Raw genomic sequence first — 5,807 nt, 5'->3', positions numbered from 1 at the left:
CCAATGGTGAATGTAGGAAGCGTGGCTGTCGTGGAGTTCATTCGGCAGCCCGTATTCGGCGCACAGAATCGACTGCGCCAGCCCGGCGAGCAGCTCTTCCGCCGCGTATGCGTCGTCCCCGAAGCGCTTGCCGAACTGACGATCGAGACGCGAGCCATGGCCCGTGGCGTGGGTCAGCTCATGGCACCTCGTCGAGAAATACGCCTCGATCGAATGGAACGCATGGGGATCCGGCAACGTGACCGTGTCGGTGCTTGGGGTGTAATGCGCACTGCTGCCGCCGTGGACCACCTTGATGGGGATGGCGTCGAGAAACGCGCGGACATTGGCGGAGAGTTCGCCGATCGCCCGAGGATCGGGCGGCTCGGGATAATAGTGGGTGGGCAGGCCATCGATTTGCGAAGCGTTGAAGACGTGGTTCCACTTCATGAAGCGGATCGTCTTTTCGGTGGTTTCCCCGGTGAGCTGGTCAGTGTCGGACTTGCGCGCCGTGTTGTAGTAGACGCTGAACGAGCCGCTTTCGCCTTTGCGGACCTGACCGCCAAGCTCGCTGGCCTGCCGGTACGTCATCCAGAAAGGGCTGGTGTAGCCCGTGGTATCGGCGACGGCCCACAGGAAGAAGCTGTTGATCCCGGTATAGGGGATGCCCTGATGTCGCAGCGGCCTGGTGCTGGACGCCGACCAGGGTTTGAGCCAGGGGGCTGTGCCCTGCTCGATCTTCTCGAGGATCAGGTCGGTAATGGTCTGGGCGACGTCGGGGCGCGCTATCACTGGCCGGGTGCGGCTCATGGGAAATCTCCGAGGGCGGCCGGTGCAGGCCGCTCCCGCACCTTCAAACCGTCACCCGAACCCCCACCCCCTCTTCCACTCTCGGCGTTTCGGCAGGCATGCCGGTCCATTCGCCCGCCTCAAGTTTCCTCGAACGCCGTCGACAGCGTGTCGTAATGAATGCCGATACGGACAAGGTCCGCGTATGACAGGTCGGTATGGTCGTCTTCATCGGCGGGATGACTTTCCCATGCTTCCCAGAGCCTGAGAGTCTTGCCGTCGGGCAGGATGATCGCGGTCCCGGTGGCATTGAGCCGCGAGCCCTCGGTCACGTCGATCGTGCCGGTCAGTTGGTAGTTGAACTTCATGGCAGTTGCTCCCCGAAGTGTGGGATACCAACCACGGCTGCAATCCGGGCGGCGTCAGGTTCAGGCGCCCGTTATTGGGGCTTCGCATCGCTCGCGGCGCGAAGTTCAAGGCTGGTATTCTCGTGGGACCAGCTGAGCTGAAGCGTACGCCCGTGCGGGATGCGCCAGGCAACGCGGTCGGCGAACGCCATCCGGATGCCCGCGATGATGGCCGCGTCCTCGCCTTCGAGAATGGCATGGGCGCGCACCGCTGCGTCATGGCGGAACCGGGTTTCCTGCGTATCGTAGCTGTCGGCGTCGGAATCGTCCGATGGCGAAAAGATGGCATCGATGATCAGTTCGGTGAGATCGCCGGGATCGATACTGGCGGTGCGGGTCAAGGCGATCCGCGCCTCGTCGGCGTCAGACCAGCAGTTCTCGCCTTCCTGGATTGCAAAATCGGACAGCAGATTGAGGCGCTTGTCATGCTGATCGGTCAATTCGATCGTGATGACATCGGGCCGGAAGGTCACCGCATCAGTCTCGCAAGCTGTCTCGGATCCGTCGTGCTGACGATGGGTAACGCCAGTCTGGGCGTAGCAGGACAGCGCAACGTACCAACTGTAGCCCTGATACTGCGGCACGGCCGCGAAGAAGGTGATGTCGGCGGGCGCAATGAGCCGGTTGGAATCGATGGAGCGGTCATCGCCGTGCGAGAATGCGATGGCACGGCCGAAAGTCACGGAATCGCAGGCGTCTCCGTCATCATAAATGGCTGCCGTCGGATCAATTTCGGCATAGGGCGCGATTTCATGGTAACTGTCGCGCGCGCAGTGTCCTTGCCAGGAGGGTAATTGCCTTGCTGCTTCGGGTAGCCCGCAACCGGCAAGCCGCGCGGCAAGCCAGTCCTTGTGGGCAAGGCGATGGAACGGTTCTTTGCTGATCGCAGAGTAAATCGCATCGGTGGCAATCTCCATGAGCCGATCGAGCGCGGGGTTGCGGTAGATTTCCTTGCGGGCCGGAAGGACAAGAACGAGCTCGGGCGCGTCGATGATATCGACCTTTACGCGCCATAGCGTGTGGTGGACTTCCTTGATGCTCGGCAGCTTGTGCCTGAGCGTCAGCCCGTGAAAATTGATCGTGGGCACATGATCGAGATTGACGTTTTTGTAGACCCCGATGCGGTAGCCTTCGCGCTCGAGGACGGCATGCGCGCCTTTGAGAAAATCAACGCGCGGCAGTGGCTCGTCGTTGTAGGTCACCTGCAGCGGAAAATGCAACGCAGCGGCTTTGACTGCTCGGTCGAGGTGCCCATCCCTGATGGCGTCGAAGGTGAAGGAGATCGTTGTTCCGCGCGGACCCTGCCAGGGCAGGACATCGATGTCGGCCTCACCCGTCCAGGCCGGTCCGGTAATCGCCAGCGAGAACGACGCTGTGGCGCTGGCCGAACTGACGACAGTGTCGCGCCCGGCCAAACTGAAAAAGCCCATCCCGGCAGGGTCCTCGCGGGCACGACACTCATCCGACCAGTCCGACTGGCCAAGCGAAACGAGATTGGCCGGATCGTCGATCCCCGCCCCGTCATCGCTGACGGTAATCACGCAAGCATCTTCGAGATGCAGCGCCGAAATGGCGACCATGCTCGCGCCAGCACGGCGGGCGTTCTGCAGCAGTTCGTTGAAAATATCGTCGAGCGATCCGTTGAAAATGCGGGTGACTTTGGAGATCGCCTCGGGCGAGACCCGGGCGCGCAGCTTGGCGGTGGTATTCATGGGGGCGAAGCCTTCCTATGCGTAAATGGGGGCCGCCGCGCATCACAATCAGGATGCGCGGCGGCCAGTTTGCCCGGAAAATCAGGTGGTGCAGTCAGGCGAGGCGGTCAGGCGTCGAGCAATTCGGGCTCATCGACGGCGTCATTGGACAGTTCGTCCTCGCCGACATGCTCTGGAGCCCCTTCGCCGGAGGGTTCGTCAGAGACTTCAACCACGGCCGCGTTCTTCGGCTCGACCCCACCTTCCCTTGCAGCCTCCCCGGTCGCGATGACGCGGAACCGCATATGATCGGGAACCCATGCAAGCGCGGCTTCCTTGACCTCAGGCGCCACGATGGTCTCGCCCGCGAACAGTCGTTCGCAGGAGGCCGAGAGGTCGCCCTTCTTCGAGCCCATGAAACTCGCCGCCATGGTCGGACCGCCAACTTCGTTGATGTGCGCGAGCAGCGTCTGCTTGCTGACCCGGTCGAAGTAATTGGCCGCGGTCGGCCGCCAGTGGCTTGCCGCGTTGATCGCCATCAGGCTCGCCAGATGATCGTGGAGATCGATGGGTTCCGCGCCGGACTGGCCGGGCTTGCGCGGCGCACCCATGCTGGCTTCGAGACTGCGCGCGGCGCAGTAGGAGAGCCAGCTCGCCTTGGCATCGTCGTCGAGCGCGCTGAAGGCGGTAAACCGATCGACGGTGCGGTCGTGCTCGGTCCAGCTAGTGTCGAGCGTTTCGCGCATATCGGCCATCAGCATGTGCGCCGGGGATTCCGGGTAGTTTGCCAGATAGAGCGAAGGCGAAGGAGCCCGGATCGTGGTGCCATGCGCCTGCGCGCCGTACGTATGGCCCGCATCGGCAATCGCGAAGATCATGTAGTCGAGCGCGATCGCCGGGTTCGAAGCGAGATTGATCGCGAGGATATCGCGGCGCTGCACCGCCAGTTCGTCGACCAGCTTTTGCGACAGCGGTTTTGGCTTGTTGTCGTCAACTGGTTCGCCATTGCCTTCCGCGCCGCCCGGACCCGCCGCCTTGCGCCGTTGCATCGGCTTGTCGCTGTAGAGGCCACTGTCGATCACCGGTGTGCCATCGGCATTGATAGTGATGAAACAGCCGACATTGGGCTTGAGTTCGTCCGGTATCACAGGCGGCTTGTCGTGGATCGCGTCATAGGCTGCAGTTGCGGCGTCCCAACGTGCCTGGAAGTCGGTTGCGCCAACTTCGTCGTCCTCGTCGATATTCTCGCCTTCGGCTTCGAGCGCCGAGATGGTTTCCAGCAAGTGATCTGCCTGGGCCTGTTCTTCGTCCGAGAGCGGCGCTGGATCGAGGTGAACCTGGTGGAGTTCTTCGCTGGCGCTGTAAGGCACGCGGGTTTCAAGGACGGGACGGACCCAAGCGTAGCCGCTACCCGCAGCGACATCAGCGGCGAAGGTCTGCAGCTTCTCGCCCGCGATGCGCTGGGCGATCTCGGGATCGATCCAGGTCTCGCTGGCGTCGTCGGTGAACAGGTCGCGTTCGATGCGGCCGCCAGCCGCGAGGTATTCTGCCTCGGTCGCGAGGCGGGCGATCGGCGAATTGGATTTGATCGCACTGTTGGTGATCATGCGGCGAATGGAGTCGGGCTGGTTGCCCTGCCAGCTGTTCGACAGCTCGTTCCACACCAGCATCTGGCGCTCACGGTTCGGGCTTGTCGCGTAGGCCTTGGCAACGTCCAGCGTGATCTTGCCTTCCTCGAGCGCGGTGAAGATCGGATCGGCCAAATCTGCGAGCCGCATACGGCCCTCGATGAACCGCCGTGTCCGGCCAAAGCGCTTTGCGATCGCGTCGAGATCGCTGCCTTCGCCCACGAAGTGCTTGTAGGCGCGGATTTCATCGGTCGGGGTCATGTCGAGACGAATGATGTTCTCGATCAACGACAGTTCGGACTGCTCAGCGGCATCGATGTCGAGCACCCTGCAGGGCACCTCGTAACCCTTGTCGATCTTGCCGCCCGCGAGAAGAAAATTGAACGCGCGCAGGCGGCGGCCACCGGCTGTAACGTCGAACATCCCCTTTTTCTTGGCAGGGACAACGATCAGGTTCTGCAGCAGGCCCTTGGCCTCGATGCTGGCGGCGAATTCCTCGATAAAGAGGTTGCTGTCGTTCTTGCGGACATTGGCTTCGGAAAGCCGCAGCTTGCCGAGTGGGATCATCTGGATATCGTTCATCATGGTTCTCCTGAGACCGGAATGGCCGAGCCCATCGGCTCAACCCCTTCCAGCCCCCCTCCCCTCACGGTTTCAGGATTTCCCTGGTCTTGGAACGGCAACGTCGGACGCCTAATGGCGCGGTGTGCCAATGCGGCTTGTTCGGACGGTGAGGCATAAATGCCGGATTTATACCTCACGCGGAGGGCGCATCTGCACCGACTGCGCCGGCCTGCATGCGGAGAATTTGGGTTCCGGGCCGCTGTATCGTGAGCTATTTTTTGTATGGCGCCCGCCAATCTAACATCACAATAGACTTTTAACAGTAGTAATGTTAGATAGGCCTTGTGATGTTAGAACGAGTCCCTGAAGCGCGGTTGGAAGCGCTCGCCGAGGCTGCGGAAGCGTATGTCGATGACACGTTCGGAGAGCGGCTTGGCCTCGTGCCGGTCGCACCCACCAATCTGCCTCATTTCATCATTGACCGCTACGCGATCTGGCAAGGTTCGCTGAATGGCCGCACGCTGCTGCTCATGGCCATCAAGGAGATCCTGCCGCCGGGATCAGGGGCCACGGCGCAGTATTTGAAGCACCGCGACCTGGTTCAGCGCGAACTCGGGGCCGACCTGGTGCTCTTGCTACTCGACCGTGCCCCGAACGCGATCCGCCGTCAGATGGTGGATCGCAAAATCGGCTTCATCGCATCGGGCGCGCAGCTTTATGTCCCCGAGGCGTTCCTGGATTTGCGGGAG

4 protein-coding genes and 1 pseudogene are annotated in these 5,807 nt (G+C 61.9%); 1 reads left to right on the top strand and 4 read right to left on the bottom strand.

Annotated elements, in window-relative coordinates:
* The 4 genes from KAY22_RS23365 to KAY22_RS23350 form a co-directional block, all read right to left on the bottom strand.
* On the bottom strand, window positions 1-789 hold a 789-nt coding region (locus tag KAY22_RS23365), incomplete at its 3' end, for an ArdC-like ssDNA-binding domain-containing protein (RefSeq protein ID WP_296625552.1).
* 119 nt (window positions 790-908) lie between these two features.
* Entirely contained in the window at window positions 909-1,136 is a 228-nt protein-coding gene (locus KAY22_RS23360) for a hypothetical protein (protein ID WP_066213784.1), read from the bottom strand.
* A gap of 71 nt (window positions 1,137-1,207) precedes the next feature.
* Window positions 1,208-2,887, bottom strand: a complete 1,680-nt coding sequence (locus KAY22_RS23355) for an ATP-binding protein (protein WP_066213782.1) — start codon at window positions 2,885-2,887, stop codon at window positions 1,208-1,210.
* A 107-nt stretch (window positions 2,888-2,994) separates the two neighbouring features.
* A complete protein-coding gene (locus KAY22_RS23350) occupies window positions 2,995-5,079 on the bottom strand; it encodes a ParB/RepB/Spo0J family partition protein (protein ID WP_231729299.1) in 2,085 nt (694 codons plus the stop codon).
* A 353-nt stretch (window positions 5,080-5,432) separates the two neighbouring features.
* Between KAY22_RS23350 and KAY22_RS23345 the strand changes: the two are divergent.
* Window positions 5,433-5,807 (top strand): annotated as a pseudogene (locus tag KAY22_RS23345) (hypothetical protein); the annotation flags it as partial.

The organism is Rhizorhabdus sp. (assembly GCF_018006725.1).
In the GTDB taxonomy this organism is placed as follows: Bacteria; Pseudomonadota; Alphaproteobacteria; order Sphingomonadales; family Sphingomonadaceae; genus Rhizorhabdus.
Note: the sequence above shows the minus strand (reverse complement) of the source record. Positions and strands in the feature narration are given on the sequence as shown.